Origin of the sequence: Desulfurobacterium sp. (genome assembly GCF_027028515.1) — a bacterium.
GTDB lineage: Bacteria > Aquificota > Aquificia > Desulfurobacteriales > Desulfurobacteriaceae > Desulfurobacterium_A.
On the sequence record NZ_JALVIW010000013.1, the window covers coordinates 24059 to 43836 of the forward strand.

At 39.2% G+C, this 19778-nt stretch carries 20 protein-coding genes, 2 tRNA genes and 1 pseudogene; 12 read left to right on the plus strand and 11 right to left on the minus strand.

The genetic code is table 11. The annotated features are described in order from the left end of the window. Positions 1-11 precede the first annotated feature (11 nt). From lysA to MV676_RS01630, 3 genes are all read left to right on the plus strand, one after another. Complete coding sequence (gene lysA / locus MV676_RS01620; RefSeq protein WP_297444670.1) at positions 12-1274, plus strand: diaminopimelate decarboxylase; 1263 nt, start codon at positions 12-14, stop codon at positions 1272-1274. Between the two features lie 113 nt (positions 1275-1387). After that, positions 1388-1465: transfer RNA gene (locus tag MV676_RS01625), tRNA-Pro, on the plus strand. Positions 1466-1478: 13 nt separating this feature from the next. Next, positions 1479-1555 (plus strand) — tRNA-Arg (locus tag MV676_RS01630). Here the strand turns inward: MV676_RS01630 and MV676_RS01635 are convergent. From MV676_RS01635 to MV676_RS01650, 4 genes are read right to left on the minus strand one after another with little or no spacing between them, the layout of a single operon-like run. Then, entirely contained in the window at positions 1556-2482 is a 927-nt protein-coding gene (locus MV676_RS01635; RefSeq protein WP_297444672.1) for a 1-phosphofructokinase family hexose kinase, read from the minus strand. Between the two features lie 9 nt (positions 2483-2491). Next, positions 2492-3370 carry an acetylglutamate kinase gene (gene argB, locus MV676_RS01640; RefSeq protein ID WP_297444674.1) on the minus strand — a complete coding sequence of 293 codons (879 nt, stop codon included), beginning with the start codon at positions 3368-3370 and terminating at the stop codon, positions 2492-2494. After that, on the minus strand, positions 3354-4298 hold the full coding sequence (locus tag MV676_RS01645; protein WP_297444676.1) for an amino acid--tRNA ligase-related protein: 945 nt from the start codon (positions 4296-4298) through the stop codon (positions 3354-3356). Before MV676_RS01645 ends, argB begins: the two co-directional genes overlap by 17 nt. Beyond that, positions 4291-4854 (minus strand): metallophosphoesterase, encoded by a 564-nt coding sequence (locus MV676_RS01650; RefSeq protein ID WP_297444677.1) that lies wholly within the window; start codon positions 4852-4854, stop codon positions 4291-4293. The genes MV676_RS01645 and MV676_RS01650 overlap by 8 nt, the downstream gene beginning before the upstream one ends. On the opposite strand from MV676_RS01650, the gene MV676_RS01655 reads away from it, so the two are divergent. After that, entirely contained in the window at positions 4828-5529 is a 702-nt protein-coding gene (locus tag MV676_RS01655) for an O-methyltransferase (RefSeq protein WP_297444679.1), read from the plus strand. The two genes, MV676_RS01650 and MV676_RS01655, sit on opposite strands and share 27 nt — an antisense overlap. Here the strand turns inward: MV676_RS01655 and MV676_RS01660 are convergent, their stop codons facing one another. From MV676_RS01660 to MV676_RS01680, 5 genes are all read right to left on the minus strand, one after another. Beyond that, the gene (locus tag MV676_RS01660) at positions 5530-6693 is read right to left on the minus strand and encodes an N-acetylmuramoyl-L-alanine amidase (RefSeq protein WP_297444682.1); all 1164 of its coding nucleotides are present in this window, start codon (positions 6691-6693) and stop codon (positions 5530-5532) included. 65 nt (positions 6694-6758) lie between these two features. Then, positions 6759-7499, minus strand: coding sequence for a succinate dehydrogenase iron-sulfur subunit (locus MV676_RS01665; protein WP_297444685.1), 741 nt, complete (start codon positions 7497-7499; stop codon positions 6759-6761). Between the two features lie 13 nt (positions 7500-7512). Further along, entirely contained in the window at positions 7513-7818 is a 306-nt protein-coding gene (locus MV676_RS01670) for a hypothetical protein (RefSeq protein ID WP_297444686.1), read from the minus strand. Continuing rightward, entirely contained in the window at positions 7815-8141 is a 327-nt protein-coding gene (locus tag MV676_RS01675; RefSeq protein ID WP_022847229.1) for a hypothetical protein, read from the minus strand. Before MV676_RS01675 ends, MV676_RS01670 begins: the two co-directional genes overlap by 4 nt. After that, positions 8141-9841 (minus strand): FAD-binding protein, encoded by a 1701-nt coding sequence (locus MV676_RS01680; RefSeq protein ID WP_297444690.1) that lies wholly within the window; start codon positions 9839-9841, stop codon positions 8141-8143. Before MV676_RS01680 ends, MV676_RS01675 begins: the two co-directional genes overlap by 1 nt. Before the next feature lie 239 nt (positions 9842-10080). Between MV676_RS01680 and MV676_RS01685 the strand changes: the two genes are divergently transcribed. Both MV676_RS01685 and yacG read left to right on the plus strand, forming a co-directional pair. Continuing rightward, positions 10081-10647 (plus strand): Fe-S-containing hydro-lyase, encoded by a 567-nt coding sequence (locus MV676_RS01685; protein ID WP_297444692.1) that lies wholly within the window; start codon positions 10081-10083, stop codon positions 10645-10647. Further along, positions 10647-10817 carry a DNA gyrase inhibitor YacG gene (gene yacG / locus MV676_RS01690; protein ID WP_297444694.1) on the plus strand — a complete coding sequence of 57 codons (171 nt, stop codon included), beginning with the start codon at positions 10647-10649 and terminating at the stop codon, positions 10815-10817. The genes MV676_RS01685 and yacG overlap by 1 nt, the downstream gene beginning before the upstream one ends. On the opposite strand, the gene MV676_RS01695 is transcribed toward yacG, so the two are convergent. Both MV676_RS01695 and MV676_RS01700 read right to left on the minus strand, forming a co-directional pair. Continuing rightward, positions 10818-12317 carry a gamma-glutamyltransferase gene (locus MV676_RS01695; RefSeq protein ID WP_297444696.1) on the minus strand — a complete coding sequence of 500 codons (1500 nt, stop codon included), beginning with the start codon at positions 12315-12317 and terminating at the stop codon, positions 10818-10820. After that, positions 12314-13390: a YbdK family carboxylate-amine ligase gene (locus tag MV676_RS01700; RefSeq protein ID WP_297444699.1), complete on the minus strand. Its 1077-nt coding sequence runs from the start codon at positions 13388-13390 to the stop codon at positions 12314-12316. Before MV676_RS01700 ends, MV676_RS01695 begins: the two co-directional genes overlap by 4 nt. A gap of 146 nt (positions 13391-13536) precedes the next feature. On the opposite strand from MV676_RS01700, the gene rpoZ reads away from it, so the two are divergent. The 6 genes and pseudogenes from rpoZ to prfB all read left to right on the plus strand — a co-directional run. After that, entirely contained in the window at positions 13537-13743 is a 207-nt protein-coding gene (gene rpoZ / locus MV676_RS01705) for a DNA-directed RNA polymerase subunit omega (RefSeq protein WP_022847223.1), read from the plus strand. After that, entirely contained in the window at positions 13743-14483 is a 741-nt protein-coding gene (locus tag MV676_RS01710) for a dihydroorotate dehydrogenase electron transfer subunit (RefSeq protein WP_297444701.1), read from the plus strand. Before rpoZ ends, MV676_RS01710 begins: the two co-directional genes overlap by 1 nt. A gap of 17 nt (positions 14484-14500) precedes the next feature. Further along, on the plus strand, positions 14501-15721 hold the full coding sequence (locus MV676_RS01715) for a (Fe-S)-binding protein (protein ID WP_297444703.1): 1221 nt from the start codon (positions 14501-14503) through the stop codon (positions 15719-15721). A 24-nt stretch (positions 15722-15745) separates the two neighbouring features. Continuing rightward, complete coding sequence (locus tag MV676_RS01720) at positions 15746-16462, plus strand: hypothetical protein (RefSeq protein ID WP_297444705.1); 717 nt, start codon at positions 15746-15748, stop codon at positions 16460-16462. Between the two features lie 18 nt (positions 16463-16480). Further along, positions 16481-18655 (plus strand): HD domain-containing phosphohydrolase, encoded by a 2175-nt coding sequence (locus MV676_RS01725; protein ID WP_297444707.1) that lies wholly within the window; start codon positions 16481-16483, stop codon positions 18653-18655. Between the two features lie 55 nt (positions 18656-18710). Beyond that, a pseudogene (gene prfB, locus MV676_RS01730) lies at positions 18711-19778 on the plus strand (peptide chain release factor 2); the annotation flags it as partial.

Genomic DNA, 19778 nt, shown 5'->3' on the forward strand with positions numbered 1-19778 from the left:
TGGAGGTTATCATGGAAGAGATTTTCCCGTTTATAGGATATAGAGGCAGAAGACTTTTTGTTGAGGATGTTGATGTTCAGGCGGTAGCTAAAAAGATAGGGACACCTGCTTATGTTTACAGTAAAGCTGCTTTTTCCTATTGGTTTAATGAGTTTGATTCTGCATTTGGTGATGTTGAACATCTTACTGCTTTTGCCGTTAAGTCTTGTTCAAACATTGCTATTCTTAAACTTCTTGCAGAGATGGGAGCAGGTGCTGATACCGTTTCAGCTGGTGAGATATTCCGTGCTGTTAATGCTGGAATACCATCGGAAAAAATTGTTTTCGCAGGTGTTGGGAAGAGAAGAGATGAAATGGAATACGCTCTCTCTTGCGGAATACTTATGTTTAACGTTGAATCTCGTCAGGAATTAGAAACACTTAATAGGGTGGCAGAAAAAATTGGAAAGAAGGCAAAGATAGCTGTTAGGGTGAATCCTGATGTTGACCCGAAGACTCATCCTTATATCTCAACCGGATTGAGAACAAGTAAGTTTGGTATTGACTACGGTGAAGCTTTTGATGTTTACATGAAAGCTAAAGAGATGAGATGGATAGAGCCTGTTGGCATTCACTTCCACATAGGTTCTCAGATACTTGATGTTTCTCCATTTAAAGAAGCTTCGTCAAAGGTGGCAGATTTAGTTAAGGCTTTAAGGGATAAAGGTCTTGATATTGAATATTTTGATGCAGGTGGAGGTCTTGGGATAAACTATCATCCGGAAGAAAAACCGCCTGCTGCTTCCTCTCTTGCCGAGATGATTGTTCCTTTTGTAAAAGAGCTTGATTGTAAGTTGATTTTAGAACCGGGAAGGAGGATTTCCGGTAATTCAGGTCTTCTTCTTACAGAGATTCTGTACGTTAAGAGGAAAGAAGGAAAAACATTTTACATCGTTGATGCTGCAATGAACGACTGTATGAGACCTTCTCTTTACGATGCCTATCACCACATTGTTCCTGTAGAGAAGAAGGAAACTGTGGAAATTGTGGATGTTGTGGGTCCTGTCTGTGAAACCGGTGATATTTTTGCAAAGGACAGGAGAGTGGGAAGGTGTGAGCAGGGGGATATCCTTGCGATTTTAAGTGCTGGAGCGTATGGGTTTTCAATGGCTTCAAACTACAATTCCAGAGTTAGACCGCCTGAAGTTCTTGTCTCTAACAGAGATTTTAAGGTTATAAGGGAAAGGGAAACGTTTGGTAGCCTGATAGAAGGTGAAAAAATTCTGTGGCTTTGAACTTTAGAAAAATAACGTTTTAACATTACAAAAAGGAAAGTATCACCATGTATTGAACCCGTACATTGACTTGCCAAAGGAAGGAACATTTCCTATATTTACCTCTGTCAATTCGGGGCATAGCTCAGCTTGGTTAGAGCGCGTGCCTTGGGAGCACGAGGCCGCCCGTTCAAATCGGGCTGCCCCGACCATTTTCTTCCACCGGGGCCCGTAGCTCAGCTGGATAGAGCAACGGACTTCTAATCCGTAGGTCGGAGGTTCGAATCCTCCCGGGCCCGCCACTAATCAAGATACGAAATAACTACCCTTTCATAGATATCGTAAACATCGTCCGGTGTGCAAAGTTTTGGCCCTTCTCTCATAACCGTTGCAGTTCCACACGAAACTGCAAAAGCTACTGCTTCTGCAAGATTTTCACCTTTATCAAGTGCATAGATAAAACCACCGACAACAGAATCGCCAGCACCAACTGTATTGACAACCTTAACTTCAGGTGGAACAACCCTTATGACTTTTTCTTCCGTGACAGCAACGGCACCATACCTGCCAAGAGAAGTTATAACCACCTCAACACCCTGAGTTACAATTTCTTTAGACGCTTTAACAATGTCATTAAAATCAAATAAAGGTCTGCCGACAAGTCTCTCAAGCTCGTGCCTATTAGGTTTGATAGCAAAAGGCAGTGCCATTATCGCCTTCCTTAAAAGCTTATCATCCGCATCAACAAGAACGTTACACCCTTCCTTTTTAAAGTGCTTTATAACCTTTGCATAGAAGTCATCAGGAAGCCCGGGTGGGACACTTCCGCCTAAAATCAGGAAATCCGGCGAATGACTGCATATTCTATCTTCAAGCTCTTTTATCTCCTTCTCATTGAGAACAGGTCCTCGACAGGCTATGAGAACATGACTCTTTTTCCCTCTCTGTTCAAGAATTGTATTTACCCTACTTTCACCCTCTATCTTTACATACTCAAACGGGACAGATTCCTCCTCAAGTCCTCTCATTATGCACTCACCAACACAACCACCTATCGTCGTAATCAGATGGGGTGATGTACCAAGTCTGCTTATAACCCTTGCTGCATTAAGTCCTTTTCCACCGGGGCTTAAATAGGGATTTTCTACCCTGTTTGTGTCATCTTCTATCAAAACCGTTGTATAGTAATAAACATCAAGACAGGGATTTGGACATACAGAAGCAATCATAAGCCCCCCTCAGGAAATCTCCGTTCCTATACCTTCCCTTGTAAATATTTCAAGCAAAACGGCATGAATAATCCTTCCATCTATTATATGAGCCTTTTTAACACCTGCCGCAAGTGCAATCTGACATGCTCTAACTTTAGGAATCATACCGCCCGAGATAGTACCGTCCTCTATGAGTGGTGGTATGTCATCCTTTGAAAGCGTTGAAATCAGATTTCCATTTTTATCCTTTATTCCCTCTATATTGGTAAGCATTATCAATTTTTCCGCCTGAAGTGCTGCCGCAACTTCTCCTGCCACTATATCTGCATTTATGTTATAAGCCTCAAAATCCTTACCAGCACCTACAGGCGCTATTACCGGGATGAACTTTGACTCGAGAAGCTTAAGTACAATTTCCGGATTGACCTTTTCGACCTCTCCAACAAACCCAAGGTCTGCAACTTCAGAGGACTTAACCTCTGAAAGGTACTTTTTTGAATCCATCTTTCTTGCAACAATAAAGTTTCCATCCTTTCCAGAAAGTCCTACTGCATTGCCACCGTGGGAATTTATAAGCTTCACTATTTCCTTGTTAACCTTCCCTACAAGAACCATCTCAACAATGTTCATAGTCTCTCTGTCTGTAACCCTCATTCCACCGACGAACCTTGTTTCTATGTTTAACCTTTTAAGAAACTCTCCTATCTGAGGGCCACCACCATGAACGATAACAGGATTTATCCCAATGTACTTCAATAGAACAATATCTTTGGCAAAACTCCTCTTTAGCTCCTCCTTCACCATTGCGTTACCACCGTACTTTATGACCACTGTCTTACCGTAAAAACGTTTTATGTAAGGAAGAGCCTCCAATAAAACAGAAGCCTTTTCAATCAGCTTTTCCAAAAGACACCTCCCCGATAAGTTCAGCTGCTGTAAATGGAATAACCTCTTTTATGCTTTCCTTTCCTGCAACCTTCATTAAAAGTCTATCAAATCCAAGTGCAACACCTTCAGATTCAGGCAGAGGTCTGTCTTTTAAGAGACGGAGAAAACCTTTATCCACCGCCTTAACTCCTTTTTTTAAAAACTTACCGAGATAAGAATTGTAGTCGGTAAGTTCAGAGTATCCATTGGCGATTTCAACACCCTTTATGTAAAGCTCAAATCTTTCAGCTTTGCCGTTTTTAACTTTTGCCATGGCAGAAAACCTTTCAGGGTAATTGTGGAGAAAAACGGGACTGTTTATACGGGAAAGTCCCTTCTCAACCTTATCAACAAGGAGAAAGAAAAAGGCATCTTCGTAACTGTCTAAATTGACTTTTCTTTTAACTGCATCTTCGTCAAAGACGTCAACACCTGCAAATTCTCTAAATGCCTCTTCAACAGTCATTTTCTCAAAATCAAGGGAGAAATCGGGATTAAAGCCAAGCTCCTTTCCCTTTTCAAATACCGCTTTTACTATACTTTCAGTCTCTTCCATACCGTCACTGTAATTGCCGCCTACTCTATACCACTCAACCATCGTAAACTCTACATTGTGCAAATCACCTGTTTCACCGTCTCTGAAAACTTTACAGATTTGAAAAATTCTCTCACATCCATGCCATACGAGCCTTTTCATAAAAAATTCTGGAGATGTATGGAGAAAAAACCGGTGCCTTTTCCCTGAAAAATCTTTAAAAACAGCCCTTACATTATCTACGTTATCATCGGGATTTTCATAGGGGACAAGTACGGGTGTATCTACCTCTATAAACTTTCTCTCCCGGAAGAACAATCGGATGACGTCAAGCAGAGAATCCCTTAATTTTAAAATACCCAGGTCAAGCAAGCTTTATCACCTCCTCTACCGAAACGGGACGATAACCGGTAAATTCCAGATTAACGTTAAAACATTTTATTCCGTAAAGAAAGCAGCCGCAGTGTATTCCTGCCAAATTCCTGTGAACATGTCCGTGAACAAGGTAGTCACACCTGTAAAAATCAAAAAGCCATCTTACCCTGCGAATTCTATCTATGTACCGCCTCTTTTTTCTCAAATCAAGGGCAGGATAGTGACTAAGTAAAAGCCTTTTTCCTCTGATGTCAAGTATTTTAAAAAACGGAATAATCTCGTCAAAGTAAATGGGCAGAACGGAAGATGTGACCTCATCGTGATTTCCCTTTACAAGTACTTTTCTGCACGGAAGCGCCTGCCATCTTTTTAGAAAACCTTTTTTATCTTTTCCGTGCCAGGTAAAATCGCCCAAGTGGTAAAGAATGTCCCTTTCTGTTAAAATTTTCTCAAGGTTTTCAAGTATCCTGTTTTCAAAACCCTCAAAACGGAAAGCACTTAAATTCACGATGTTTCGGTGGTAAAAATGGGTATCGGAAATAAAAAAAATCACGAAACCTCCTACCTTAAAGAGAGGTGGCAAAATCGTAGCGAAATAGTTCCGCCTGACATAGAAGATTTTACCAGCCAATTTAACGAAAGAGAGTTTCTCCTTAAAGAGATAGAAACCTTTGCTTCTGAAAATAAAGTTCCCATACTCCTCCCCTCAGCAGCACGGTTTCTCCAGATCATATGTAGAACAAAACAACCTGAAGAGGTTTTAGAGATAGGAACAGGAATTGGATACAGTACACTTTCAATGCTGTTTGCCCTGAACGGAAGATCCAGAATTACTTCAGTTGACTTTAACGGTGAAAGAGTGCAAATTGCAAAAGAGTTCATACAGAAATCAGGATTCTTTGTAAACTTAATCTATGACGATGCTTTCAACGTGATAAGTAATTTCATTGCCGAAGGAAAGCAGTTTGATTTTATCTTCGTTGACTCAATGAAGTCAGAATACATATTTATGAATTTTAAAATTCAGACTCTCCTGAAAAACAACGGCATTGCTGTTTTTGATAACGTTCTTTTTAGAGGTTACGTATGCGGCAGATACCCTGAAAAATACAGAAGAAGCGTAAAACTGCTGAAAACATTTTTAAAACACGTGAAAGAATATCCGGGGTTTACAGCATCAATAATTCCAGTAGGTGACGGACTATTGATACTCGAAAGGAAGGGATAATCAGTACATAGCAACCTTATCAAGGGAATGGAGATAATCTTTTATGCCCTCGGCTATTCCACGGGCTATCTCCCACTGGTACTTACTCTGAACGAGTCTGTGCCTATCTTTCCTATTTGTCATGAAACCTGTCTCTATCAACACAGCAGGACGCCCCGGTGTTTTAAGAACAAGAATATTACGTTTCATATCTTTAATACCTTTGACGATATTCTCATTTGTGTTAGCCTTAAGCCTCTTTACAATAGACTCTGCCAGACGCCCACTCTCCACGAAAGTAACGGTACTTGATAGGGAAACAATGACCGGTGTGATGCTCCAGCACATCGTATCGGAACACAATTTGACATTTTTGGCAATTTCCTCAGCTGTGTCCTCAGCCTTTGCAAAGAGCGTGGGCGATGCCTTGAAAACGGTAACTCCGCTACAGTTTGGGTGGCTTGGTATAGAGTCAGCATGAATGCTTACAAATGCGTCTGCACATGCTTTCGCCGCTATTTCAGCCCTCCTTAAAAGCGGAACAAAAACATCCCTGTTACGCGTCATTATTACTGTAATGCTCGGGTCTGTCTCAAGAATGCGTTTAACTTTCCTTGCAATGGCAAGTGTAATGTACTTCTCTTTGTACTTTGGATGCCTCCAGTGAATAGGCCACACAGCTCCAGGATCCTTTCCGCCGTGCCCGGGATCAATAACGACTATTCTCTTACCAAACCTCGGTTTACAATTAGAAGAGACAAAATCGGGAAAAATATCAATGACAAGGCGAAAAGGGCGAAAAGGCTTATGATGCCTTGCTTTTAAAGCAAATATTTTATACCTGTGGGGCGCATCAAGTTTTATTCTTATTTTCGTCTTGCTTCTTGTAAGAGGAATGAGCTCGACATACTTGGCAAATTCACTATATATCCTGTATTTCTTCCTATTTGTTCTCAAACCTTTAACAATAAAAACTAGATAGTTATGTTTTATGTAATCTGAAATGCGCTTTTTATCAACTTTGCCACTTAAATCTAAAACGATTCTAACCCGTTTCGACGAGGAAGAGTGCCTCAGGCGTTTAATATAAGGAATGTATCTCCTTGCCTCTGCAACATCAAAGAATGGAATAGAAAACAGACCCCCTAGCGTTATAACTTTTAGAAAATCGCGCCTTTTCATCATTCAATTCCTTTTAAAACTGGCACCTGCAAAATTCCATTGTAATATATTACTAAATATAATCAGAATTAATGCTTCTTGCCAAAAAGAACAGCTCTCCTTAAAAGCTGCAGTGCCAGAGCCGGATCGCAACCTTTTCCACATACGGCAGAACAGCTTGCCGCAAAATGGCACCTGAAAACACCTTCCGGCGAAGCTACCACATCAAGCCTCTCTTCAAATCCGTCATCTCTTGAATCAAAAGAGTACCTGTAAGCCTGCGCAAGTGCCTGAGGACCAAGGAACCCTTTCTTAAAACCTTCTGAAAGATCGGGCGTTCCCATACAAACACTGTAACAACTTCCGCATTTAATACAGTAAGCAAACTGAAGATAAAGTTCCAGCTCTTCCGGTGTCTGCTTTAATGCAGAATCCGGTTCAATAGTTGAAATATTTTCTTTTTTGTTTATCAAAAATGGTTTAACAGCTTTATGCTTCTCAAAAAATGGCTCAAGATCAACAACAAGATCCTTTATCACAGGATATTTGGCAAGTGGTTCAAGTTTTATGGAATCCGTACCAAGATGAACGATCTTCGTAATACACGCAAGAGCAGGCTTACCATTTACCCTTACAGCACATGAACCACAAATAGCCATTCTACAGGAATGGCGATATGAAAGAGAAGAGTCAATGTTCTCCTTTATATAATTAAGAGCGTCCAGTATCGTCACAATACTTGCAAGCTTCGGAACTTTATAGACCTTTTCGTAAGGTTCTTTATCTTCTGCCGGATCAAACCTTCTAATAGTAAACGTGTACTCTGCCATTTCAAACTCCCTCTCAAATAACCTTGTGCTTTGCCGCTATGAGGATGACTGCAAGAACGACACCAACAACGGCAAAAAATAGGTCAACACCTTTGCTGTATCCCTTTTTCTCAACAACAATTGATCTTAGACCGTAAAGACCGTGATAGAGCATAACAAGAATGGAGAAATCAAGAACGTATATAAAGTAAGGTGTATGTGGATGAAGTGCCTCTTTAAGAGGTTTAATATGCATCATAAGGTTGTGTACTATAAAGAAGAAAAATACAAAAACTGCAGCACTAAGGTAGAGTGCGTAAAAGAGTCTTTCACTTCTCATGATGTCATCCCCTTTCCAATGATAACAACGGTAAGGAATAAAACGGCAAGCGCCATAAAGATGTAAAAGAGTAACCTTGAATACTTAATAGAAACGGGAGAGTAAGGATACTCTATGAAGGCGGGCTTTCCAATTAAAAATCCAAGTTCGAGTATTATCAACCTCATACCGTTAAAGGCATGGAATGCAAAGGCGAAAACGGCCGTCCAGTCAGCAAAGAAACAGACAGGTCCTTTTGAAAGCACATGGACAATCATGTAGATAAATAGATAAATACCTGTAATCCTGTGCGCTTTTGATAACTTTTCTTCCATCACCATCATCAGTACTTCCTTTCCACTGGTTTGTATTTTGTAACCCTTACATTTCTGTAAGAGATTTTAAGCTCTTCACCTTCTTTCCTGACAAGCGTATGCTTTAAGTAATTCTCATCGTCCCTTGAAGGATAATCTGTTCTAAAGTGAGCCCCTCTTGACTCTTTCCTGTTAAGGGCTGAAAGGGTAATAACCTCAGCAACATCTACCATGTTTAGAAGTTCCTGATAGTTTACAAGCTCAAGATTGTAAACCTTTGATGTATTTAAAACCTTAGCACTTTTCGCCTCTTCTTTTATCTTTCTTATCTCTTCAAGTGCCTTTTCAAGCTCTTCCTGATTTCTTTCAATACCTACAAACCTATCCATCGTTTCTTTTAATCTCTTTCTCAAGGCATAAACGGAAACGTTAGAACCAGAGCCTATATGAGAAAAGAGCATCTTTTCCTTTTCCTTAAGGAGAGATTCACTCAGCTCCTTTTTACCTGAAAACTCTTTGAGATTTTCAACGACTTTTTCACCACAGAGTCTACCACATACAAGACACTCTGCCGTAGAGTTGGTTCCAAGCCTGTTTGAACCGTGAATTCCAGCATTGGCATTCTCGCCTACTGCATAGACACCAGGCTTTTCCGTGACGCCGTAAACATTAGCGGCTATACCACCCATAGAATAGTGGGCAGCAGGCCTAATGGGAATAGGTTCGTTTACAGGATCTATTCCTAAAAACTTCATACAGACTTCCCTGATAAGGTGAAGCCTGTGTTTTACTTTTTCCTCACCAAGATGTGTAAGGTCAAGGAGAACATAACTTAAACCATCCTTTTCAAAAGCTCTGCCCTTTTTGATCTCCTCAAAAATTGAACGGGAAACGATATCTCTTGGGGCAAGTTCCATGGCTGTCGGTGCGTAATACTTCATAAACCTTTCACCATCCTTGTTAAGGAGATGTCCGCCTTCACCTCTGGCCGCCTCAGACATGAGAATTCCTGAAGGAATAAGACCGGTCGGGTGGAACTGGATAAACTCCATATCCTCAAGCGGAAGTCCCATTCTCAAGGCGTAAGCAAGCCCGTCACCTGTAGAACTATCAGAGTAAGTTGTAAACGAATAGATACATCCGGAACCACCGGTGGCAAGAACAAGCTGATTACCAACGATAAAATCGACCTCGCCGGTTTTCAATTTATAGGCAGCAAGAACATAAGCACCGTTATTTTCAAAAATATCATAGATAAAATACTCGTCATAGCGGGTGTAGTTTGAAAACCTCAAAAGATTATCATAAAGCGTTTGCATTTCAAAAAATCCAGTCTTATCACTTGCATAGGTCGCCCGTGGATAAGAATGACCGCCGAAAGGTCTCTGGGCTATTTTGCCATCTTTCGTTCTGGACCAGGGACATCCGAGGTGGTCAAGGAAGTAGATCTCCCCTGGACAGTTTTCGACAAACACCTCAACGGCATCCTGGTCAGCGAGAAAGTCGCTTCCCTTTACCGTATCGTATTCGTGTTTTTCAAAACTATCTTCAGATGATAAAACTGCTGCAGTTCCACCTTCAGCACATACAGAGTGAGCCCTCATCAACTGAACCTTTGAAACAAGACCCACAGAAACGCCATCTTCTGTCTTTCTCAAAATTTCAAGAGCCGCTCTTAAACCAGCAAGCCCTGTCCCGAGAATTACAACATCATGATAATAAACAGCCATATCAACTGCCTCTTCTACATAAATTTAATTTGCGGATGGGAATTATACCATAAGCAGAAATTTAAAAACTACAAATAGTATAACAAAAACGGAAACAGTTACTAAGCACCATTAGAAATAAATTTTAAACTTGAAACTTGTTAGACAATAACAAAAACCTTTGCTTTAAAATCCTTCGTCGTTTATAATTAATTAGCAAGTCGTTTTCTAATCTTAATATCTGAGGTATGGAGGTAAAAATGGAACCTAAAAGGATAACAACACCAATTATTGACAATTCCGTAATAGAAAACCTTAAAGCCGGAGACTTCGTTCTGATTTCGGGAGTAATATATACTGCAAGAGATGCTGCTCATAAAAGGATAGTAGAAACTGTTGAAAAAGGCGAAAAACCACCGTTTGATATAAAGGGACAGATAATCTACTATGCTGGTCCGGCTCCGGCCAAACCAGGAATGCCTATAGGTTCTGTAGGACCTACAACAAGCTACAGGATGGATCCCTTTGCCCCTAAAATGCTTGAGTGGGGACTTAAAGGAATGATAGGAAAAGGAAAAAGAGACAAGGCCGTAAAAGAGGCCATTCAGAAATACAAAGGTATCTATTTTGGAGCAATAGGTGGAGCTGCTGCATACCTTGCAAGGTGCGTAAAATCTGCAGAAATTATAGCTTACGAAGATTTAGGACCTGAAGCTGTTAGAAGATTGGTTGTTGAAGATTTTCCCGCTTTTGTCGTAAACGACATATACGGCAACGACCTTTACGAAATGGGAAGAAAAGAATACCAGGAGCTGTTTGATTTTTGATGAAAAAGAAATTAAAAAAGATAAAATGTCCTATATGCGGAAAAGAAACGGAATGGGAAAACAACCCATTCCGTCCTTTCTGCAGTAAAAAGTGTAAATTGGCAGACCTCCACAAGTGGCTGACGGAAGAGTATGTTGTAGAGGCAAAATCTGATATTGACAAAAATTAATTAAACCCTTAAAACAACACCACCCCTTCTTGGATCACCAGCCCCTTCAAACTTACCGTTCACTGCCTGAACACCACCAAAAAAGAGGTTCAACGAGGAAAACTCCACCAGTTCAGGATAAATCTCTTTTAATTTACCAATAACTTTAGCTTCAAACCCTGGCTCTACAAAAACAGTTCCCTTTTCATAGTGAACTCTCGGCGATTTTACCGCTTCCTTTATATCCAGTCCAAAAACGATACAGTTGAGAATAACGTTAACAATGGCACTCCTTATCCTGTTGCTACCCGCGCTACCAAGAACAAGTCTTGGTTCCTCATCCTCAAGGACAACAGTCGGCGACATCATTGATGGAAGTCTTACATAGGAGGGCCATTTAAAGAACCCTTTGGGATTCAAATCCTCCTCACCCAGCATATTGTTCAATATAACCCCTGTTTCAGGAATAATGTACCCGGAACCTTCACCGTTTGTCGTTGTAATTGAAGCGGCGTTACCATCACCATCAATTACACTTATATGGGTCGTATTACCAAAACGGTTAAGATTTTCTCTATATTCTGATAGAAAATCCTCTCTCAAAAACTTATAAAAATCTCCTGAAATACCCTCATCGACAAAGACTTCTCTAAACTTTTGAGTCTCCTCCATAGATTTAATTAACTTCAGGAGGTGCCTTTTAGAACCAAAACAACCAAGGTCTTCATTTTCAAGGAGTTTAAGCGTGAAAGCAATCAGTATCCCTCCGGGAAAGGGGGGTGGGTTTGTTAAAACTTTAAAACCTTTGAAATCAAATTTTAAAGGTTCTCTTTCTACCACTTTATACCTTTTAAGGTCTTCCTTTCTTATGTGACCATGATGCTTTACGGAAAGTTCATCAATTCTATCGGCTATTTCCCCTTCGTAAAAAGCCCACTGTCCCTTTTCCTCTATTAATTTTAAAAACTCTCCGTATTGAGGATTCCTGAAAGTGGTCCTCTCATCAATAAGTTTTCCATCAGGGGCAAAAATCTTCCTTGAATCCTCAGTGGCGGTGAAAATCGGTGAAAGGAGTTTTACAAAGGAGGCCTGAAGAGGTGAAAGTTTTATTCCTTCAGTAGCATATCTGATTGCCGGTCTTAAAACTTCCCCTAAAGGAAGTTTCCCCTTTTCTTTATGAACCCTTAAAAGACCTGCGACGTTACCGGGGACAGCAACGGCACCACAACCGATGTGAAAATCCTGAAGGGCATCACCGAAATCGACCGTTATCTTGAAGAAATCAGGATTCTCTTCTCTGTAAGGTGGAACATCTACAAAAAAGTCGTAAACAACAGGTTCTTTGTCAGTTTCAACGGCAAGGAGAAAACCGCCGCCTGCAGGACTTGTAAGGGCAGGCTCTGCCATATAAGACGCAAAAACGGCCGCAACTACAGCATCAAAAGCATTACCACCTTTCTTAAGAATCTCAATACCGGCTTCAGCAGTCAACCTGTCACCGGCAGCAATAATTCCTTTCATTCAACCAACCCAAATCTTGCAATCTTCCTGATAGATACACCATTCCTATAAGCTTCAATCATCTTATAGGAAATCGGATATCTGCTGAAGATATTGTATAGATTATCAGCCCTTATTCCAAGCCTCTCTATCAATCCTTCCCTATCAAACTCTTCAACAAGTCCATGAATCTTACTGTTTATGTTTTCCACTCCATCTAAATCAATGAACATTCCATCAAGACCATGCCTGACAGCATTCCACCTGTTCTGCCTGACAATTTGATGGTAAAAGCGTTCCACTTTTTTATCTTTTGACCAGGCCACGAGCAATCTAAAGAAGTCAGCAACAGCCTCTATCCTGTTAAAGTCGGGAATGGAATCACAAACCCTGAGCTCTATTGTCCCGAAATCGGGTCTCGGCCTTACATCCCACCAGATATCCTTTAAACTATCAACAAACCCGGCAATTTTAAGGATGTTAAACATTCTTTCAAACTCTTCCGTTGAGAAAAACTGCTCTGGAACACCCGCTCTCGGTAGTTGCTCAAAAATCTTAAGCCTATAACTATGAAGCCCTGTAAACCTTCCCTTGTAAAAAGGTGACGAAGAGGAAAGGGCTATAAACAGGGGAAGGTACTTAAGCGTCATGTTGTAAGCTTCCCAGAGCTGCTTTTCTGTTTCAACACCTATATGAATATGAAGTCCAAATATCAAAAAGTTCTTTAAAACTATCTGGAATTCTTTTAGTAATCTCTCATACCGCTTATCCCTGGTAATCCTTATCTCACATGGATCGGCAAACGGATGCGTTCCCAGTAAAAGTGGATGGAATCCTTCTCTTTCTCCTATCTGCTTCACTTCTTCGTACGCTTCTCTGATAATATCTGTTGCCTCTTTTGAAGAGGAAGAGGGTGGTGAAACGAGCTCAATCATAGACTGAAGAAATTCCTTGTGGAGAACTGAAGAGAGCTTCCTTGAAGCCTTCTCAAAAATAACGGAAGATTTCTCCGTCAACTCAAATGTAAATGAATCTACAAGCTGAACTTCAAGTTCAAGACCAACTGTATAAGGTTTAGAAGGCTTAAATCTCACAACAAACCTCTCAAATATAATATTAGAATAATATTTTACCATAAGTGCTAATGCTTACAAAATTTAAATGGCAGAAAAATAGGGTAGAATTATTTCTACTTTTTCTATAAATTACTATCCTGTAAATCGGCTGATGGAGGCTTAAAATGTCAAAGAGAATTCCACTTGAAACGGTTGTTAAAAAGGTAGGCAACTATTACAAAACTGTCCACGTAGCAGCAAAAAGGGCCCGTTACCTCTACGAACAGGACTCTTACACGTTCGGCGTTGACATTAAAGGTGAAAAACACAAAAAAACAGTAATCGCTCTACTTGAAATAGCTGAAGGGAAAATCTGCCCCAAGGAAGAGTAATGAGAGCAAAAGTAATAGAAAACAGACAGCTGTCTGAAAAAGACTTTGTTATATCTGTTCAACTTTCAGAAAGTGAAATACGAAAGATAAAGCCCGGGCAATTTGCCATGGTTCAGGTTAGAGATGAAACACAGCTTGATCCTTTACTTAGAAGGCCTCTTGGCATATTTGATGTTGAAGATAACGTGGCGAGTTTTATCTACAGAGTTGTCGGTAGAGGAACAAGGCTTTTAACAAATGCAAAAAATGAAATAGATGTAATTCTTCCTCTTGGTAATTACATAGAAGAGACAGCTCAAAAGTACCTGTTCATAGCAGGTGGAATAGGTATTGGAGGCCTCTTTTTAGCAGCCAAAAGATTTTACCAAAAGGGTAAAGAGGTTGTTGTGGTTTACGGCGGAAGGAGAGAGGAAGACCTCTCTGCACTACCTTTCATAGAAAAGTACAAGATACCATGCATCGTTGTAACAGAAGACGGCTCTAAAGGAAAGAAAGGTCTGGTTACCGACGTTTTAGAAGAATTTAAAGACTTCAGATGGATAGCCTGTGGTCCTACAGGAATGCTTAAAGCTGTTCAGGAAAAAGCAGGAATCCACAACGCAGACTGTCTTTTATCCCTTGATACAAGAATGGCCTGTGGTGTTGGAAGCTGCCTTGGATGTGTTATAAAAACTAAGGAAGGATACAAAAGAGTCTGCGTTGATGGACCAATATTCAAAGCCGATTTTGTTGAGCTTTAACTATAAAGAGGAGTTTTATGGATAAAAAGTTCCTTCAGATAAAGCAGGAATGGCTTGATAGATGCGTTCGCTGCGGTTCATGCAGAAACGTCTGTCCTGTATTTAACGAAACAAAAGAAGAGCCTTCTGTATCAAGGGGTAAAATTTCTCTCATAGATATGATACAGAAAGGATATGGAAAGTTAGATAAAGAAGCCGCTCTCCTGTTTAAAAAGTGTACAACCTGTTTAAGATGCCAGGAAATATGTGCAATGGATGTTCCTTATGAAGAAATAATCCTCAAGGCGAGAGAAGCCGCTACTGAAAAATTTGGTCTATTCCCTCAGGAAAAATTAGTGACAACCTTGCTTAAAAACGAAAAACTTTTTGACAGTGCTGGAAGTTTCTCAAGGCTATCTTATCTCTTGTTCAGGCCGTCAAACAGCCCTCAAAATGTCGTAAGCAAATTTTCGGTACTCGGTAAAGGTACAGCAGTAATTCCAGCAATAAAAGAGGGAAAATTTAATTATAAAGATAAACTTTTTCCATCTAAATCGGAAAAAAAAGGAAAACTTATATACTTCCCGGGATGTATGTTCAGCAGAGCCTATGTCAAAACTTCGAAAAACATAGTAAAAGTTCTTAATCACCTTGGTTACGACGTATTTGTCCCGTCACAGATAGTCTGTTGTGGTGCACCATCTCTCCATGCCGGTGATAGAAAAGGTTTTGAAGAACTTAAAAAGAAAAACGTAGAAGTGCTTAACGATATAGAAGCAGATGGAATAGTAACCGGCTGTGCAACCTGCTGCCACAACCTTAAACATAACTATGGTGAATTAAACAAGCCTGTGTTTCAGTTTTTGGAAATCGTAGCCGAAAACATTGACATTATTAAAAACTGGCGGGCTAAAAAGCCCTTAAAAGTAACCTGGCATCATCCGTGCCACATCGTTAGAGGACAGAACATACCTAAAGATACACCTAAGAAAATATTTGAATCAATAAATGGTATAATGTACGTCGAAATGGAAGAATCAGATAACTGCTGCGGAATGGGAGGATCCTTTAAAATGCTCCACCCGGCGGTTTCTGACAGGATACAGAAAAGAAAAACGCTAAACATAATAGCAACCAGCGCCGACAATGTAATAACTGAATGTCCGGGTTGCATTATGAATATTGCAGAGGGGCTTGAAAAGGCAAAAAGTAATATCTCTTGTAAACACACTGCTGATATCTTAGTAGAGTGCCTTTAAGGAATTTTATTTTAAAGGGTGTTTATGGTTAAAGTTTTAAGGGGCGGTCTAATTATTATAATAATAATAATGGTAGCATTTTCTATTCTGATCTTATTTTATGGTTGTAAAGAGTATACACAAATAAATATCCTTGCTGAAAATGAATATATACTGCTGCCTTTTTATGCTGAAAAAGCTTACGGAAAATTAAATATAAAAAATACAATCATAAATCTAAGTTATGTAGAAAATACTGCAGATTTTATAAGATTGCTAAATCTCAGCAAATATAATGTTATTATAATTGACAACGTGACATATAACTTTATAAGGAAAGTGGATAACAGCTGGATTAAAGTTTGTACTGTCGGAGAAAAAAAACCAGCTGTGTATAAGTTAATTAAAAATAAGCAGTTTTCTGATGGCTATTTTTATGCTTTGAATACACCGCTATGCAGAAATTTTGCTGGTAGAAATACCATATTTTTAGATTCTTTCAGCGATCTCATCAAAAAAAATAATATCTATTTTAAAACACCTTTGCCTGGCTTTCAGGTAATTCGGAAGATAGGAAGGATTTCTTATTTGCTTTGTATAAGAAAGAACAGTGAAGCAGCAGAAAAGGAAAACCTGAAAAACATACTTCTGCTGTGGGAAGATGGAGTAACTTATATGTATGATCCTTTAGCTATTAAGTATATTTTATACAAAAATAGAATGAAAGAGCGAACTGATATTACTTTTGGAAATTGTATGTAACTGGGGTGCAGTACAATTATGAAAAAGCAACTTGAACAGATAGAAATAACAAAATACCGGATTTTGTTAATAGTGTCTCTTGCAATATCAATAATGATAAGTATGCTTTCTTTTATACTTGTTAAAAAGAGCATCAAATATTTTATGGAAAATAGGATTATTCACTTAGTTGAGGCTGATTTTGAATCTAAAGCACTAATTCTAAAAAGTAAAAAAGATTTACGTCCGGAAATACTAAGAGAGATACCGTGTATAAAAAAGATTTTTGTAGGTAAACTGCCTTTTAAACCTCCTAGTGTGCAAATGAAAGTAATAAAAAAAGGGGCCCAAATAATTATATATAAAAAATTCATTTTTCCTGATGGTGCTGTTCCTGTTGCCGTAGAATTGGACAGAGAAAAGATAGAGAATGAAACCTCTGTTCTTGCAGCAAGAATAAGTATGGCTGAATTTATTACTGTTCTTCTTTTCCAGGTAGCGCTATTGCTAACAATAAGAGGCTTGTATTTAAAGCCCTTAAGACAAATAAAAAATGATATTGAAAAAATCTCAAGCGGAAAGTTATCAGTCCTTCCACTTTCAGGCACTGATGAATTCAGCGGGATAAGAAGAAAAATAAATGAGATGATAGAAAACATAAAAGACAAAATTCAAAAAGAGGATATTATGTATCAATTTATTCATCTTTTAACTGCCGGTAAGGGTTTTAACGGTGAATTTGTAGAATTAATGAGAAAATTAATAAAAGCTAATGAAATAGACGGTGTAATTATCGGACTGCCCAAAAGAAAATTTATAGAAACAAAAATAATAACTAAAAACGACAAAAAAACAAAAAAAGTAATCCCCGATCAGCTTGAAGGAATAGAAAGCTATATGAATACTGTTAAAAAAGAGATAGAGCTAACCCACAGTAAACTTAACTATCTGAGTGAATCTGAAAGGCAGCTTGGAATAAAGTATTTAATCGGGTTTCCGCTTTCTACGTTTGCAAAAAACAACGGGTACATAATATTTTTCAGAAAAGATACCACCCCTTTAAATGAAGATGAAAAAGTATATTTAAAGAACATTGCAAAATCCATTGCAGTAGCTGCCGAACTTAAAGAATTAATAGAATCTCTCGAAGAGAAGATAAAGGAAGAAAAAGAACTCCTTGAATCAACGATAAAATCAATGGTAAGAGGTATAGAAATCAGGGATTCTTACACAAGAGGCCATTCTGAAAGAGTTGCATTTTATTCTAAAGAAATAGCAAAGAACATGGGACTAAATGAAAAGCTTATCGAAGAAATATACATGGCGGCACTCTTACACGACATTGGAAAAATAGGAATCCCTGACAGCATTCTTTTAAAACCGGGTAAACTTACAAATAAAGAGTTTGAAATTATCAAGCTACATCCGGTACTGAGTTATGAACTTTTAAAAGATATAAAACCTCTGAAACCGGTAATCGACAGCATAAAATATCACCATGAAAGAATTGACGGTTCAGGTTATCCTGAAGGGCTGAAGGGCAGGGAAATACCGCTTGCTGCACGTATTATAGCCGTTGCTGACTCTTTCGACGCGATGATAAGCGACAGAATATACAGGAAGGGAATGCCTAAAGAAATGGCCATAAAAGAACTCATAAATCTTGCAGGTAAGAAGTATGATTCGGATGTAGTTCATGCTGCAATACCAATATTTAAAGAAGAAACCCCTATCATTATGAAAAGTCAAGACTTTAAAAGTCTGTCAGAAATTGAAAGACGGAGACTTGACTACTTCTTTAGAGATTCTCTTACTGACGCGTTTAACAGAAACTATTTATTCTTCCTGTTCAACAATTTAAAGGAAAGCAACACACCTTTTAAAATCATTACCGTTGACGTTCTGAAACTAAGAGAACTTAACCTTGAAAAGGGTTGGGATTACGGGGATACCATACTTAAAAGACTAAAAGAGCTTCTTGAAAAAACCTTTAACCCTATTGCCATAATAAGATATTCAGGCGATAACTTTGTTGTCTTTATTGATAAAAGCTTGAAAGATGCTGACATTAAGGCCAGGATGAGAAAACTTGAAGAGGAACTTGGCATAATACTTAGTCTTCATATAATAGATGAAAAAGATACTGAAGATATTGACCGTCTGACGATGACTCTCACCAAAATAGAGACGAAAGGATATTCAGAAAAAACTTGAAAAATCTGCTCCAAACACTAATTTAACTGTGAAAATGTTAAAGCAGGGAGGTATTATGCTTATTGAAAAGCTTCAAGAACTTAAAGAAGAATACGGAAAGGTTAAGGATAAATATAACGAACTCCGGGGGTATTTTTGACCTGGCTAAGGAAGAAGAAAAACTAAAAAGAATTGAAAAAGAGATGTCTGCCTCCGACTTCTGGAATGATAGGGAAAAGGCTCAAAAAATCTCTCAAGAAAGAAACCGCATAGAGTCTGAAATAAAAATGTGGCAGAACCTTGAAACTGATATTGAGGACATCGAAGTTCTCTTTGAGATGGCTGAAGAAGAAAACGACGAAAGTCTCCTTGAAGAAGCTGAGGAGACAATTAAAAAACTCAAGAAGAAACTAAGTAACCTCGAGGTGAAAACACTCCTTTCGGGAGAGATGGACAAAAACAATGCCATTGTTACAATACATGCCGGCGCCGGTGGAACAGAAAGCTGTGACTGGGCAGGTATGCTCATGAGAATGTATCTAAGGTGGGCGGAGAAAAAGGGATTTGAAACAGAAATTATAGATCTTCAAGAAAATGAAGAAGCAGGAATAAAGAGTGCCACCATCGCGATAAAAGGACCTTATGCTTACGGACTTTTAAAAGCTGAACACGGCACTCACAGACTTGTGAGGATTTCCCCGTTTGACTCAAATGCAAGAAGGCACACATCGTTCTGTGGCGTTATAGTTGTTCCAGAAATTGAGGATGATATAGAGGTAGAAATAAGAGACGAAGACCTGAGAATTGACACATACAGGGCATCAGGCGCAGGTGGACAGCACGTTAACAAAACAGACTCAGCCGTTAGAATAACCCATCTACCGACAGGTATTGTCGTTACATGTCAGAGTGAACGTTCACAGATACAGAACAGAATGAGAGCGATGAAAATACTGAAGGCAAGACTCTTTGAACTTGAGATGAGGAAGAGAGAGGAAAAATTGGCCCAGGCAAAAGGGGAGCACAAAGAGATATCTTGGGGTAACCAGATACGCTCCTACGTTTTCCAGCCGTACCAGATGGTGAAAGACCACAGAACGGGCATAGAAACATCAAACATAAACGCTGTGATGGACGGTGATAT